1 protein-coding gene and 1 pseudogene are annotated in these 1216 nt (G+C 75.7%); both read right to left on the bottom strand.

Annotated features, from left to right (window positions below; translation table 11 throughout):
* Positions 1 to 453: pseudogene (locus tag HGA02_RS19765) on the bottom strand (sensor histidine kinase); the annotation flags it as partial.
* Between the two features lie 116 nt (positions 454 to 569).
* Positions 570 to 1216, bottom strand: a 647-nt coding sequence (locus tag HGA02_RS19760) for a hypothetical protein (protein WP_168681109.1), incomplete at its 5' end; no start/stop codon positions are given.

The raw sequence follows: 1216 nt of genomic DNA, 5'->3' as shown, positions 1-1216 counted from the left end.
CGTCGCGACGCCCAGCACGAGGCCGGCCCGGTCCCACCACGACGGGCGCGTCTCGCGGACGAGCCACGGCACGACGAGGAACAGGGCCAGCGTGCCGGGCACCCACGCCCAGCTGACGAGCGACGCGACGGCCGGCAGCGGGGGCAGCGCCGGGTGCGCGCCTTGGTAGGCGCCCCATCCGCTGCCGAGCGTCGCCAGCGCACCGCCGACGCCCGTCACGACGACGAGCCAGCCGACGACGTGCGACCGGCGCGCGACGATGACCGCGCCGACCGTGCCGTAGACCAGCCCGACCATGACGTCGACGGCGGTGAACAGCAGCTCGGGCGTCGCGGGCTCGCGCGCGCCGACGAGGAGCAGCACGCCCGTGAGCGTGAGCAGGTAGGTCACCAGCGCGAGCGCGACGGCGGTGCGGGGCCGGCCGCTGCGACGCGCGACCACGGCCGTCGTCATGGCGTCACCGTAGGGGCTGCCTGGAGGGGACGGGTACGACCCCGCCCGGGTGAACCGGACGAGGTCGTACCGCTCGTCGTGCGGTGGCACGCGCGGCTCCGCGGGAGTGCGGTCGTTCAGCGCCGGTCGCCGAGCGCGAAGCCCAGCGCGACGACGACGAGCCAGAGGGGCCCGACGAACCCGGCGAGGTACTGCAACGGCGAGATGCCGGTGAGGACCGTGAGCGCGCCGAGGACGACGCTGACCCACCCGATCCACCTCGGCGCGGCGGCGTGCCGCAGCGACGCGACGCCGAGCGCGAGCGCGGACAGGCCCGCGCCGAGCCACAGCCACGGGATGGTCGCGACCCAGTCGGTGTAGAACGCGGCCGACTCGGGGACGACCATCGACGTGTCCTGGAACGCGAACGTGAACTGCGTGTCGAGGCCGCTGCCGAGCAGCATCGCGGCCGAGGTGAGCAGCAGGCCGGCCGCGGCGACACCGCCGTGCAGCGACCCGGCGGGCGCCTGCTGGTCGAGGCGCCGCCGCAGCCCGGCACCGAAGATCGGCAGCAGGACGACGGTGAGCGCGGCGAGCACGTGGAACACGAGGAACGTCGACTGCTTGGTCGCGGCGTCCTCGATCATGGCGACGGGGTCGCCGGCGGTCTTCTCCCAGTCGACGCCCGCGGCGAGCGACGCCTGGATCGCGCCGATCCCGAGGACGCCGGCGGCGACGCCGGTCCACGCCCACGCGCGGCTGGTCGCCGACCCGGCGCGGCGGG

It is taken from the genome of Cellulomonas septica (assembly GCF_012396155.1).
Taxonomy (GTDB): Bacteria; Actinomycetota; Actinomycetes; order Actinomycetales; family Cellulomonadaceae; genus Cellulomonas; species Cellulomonas septica.
The sequence above is the reverse complement of the archived record's forward strand: the minus strand, read 5'-3'. Positions and strand labels throughout refer to the sequence as shown.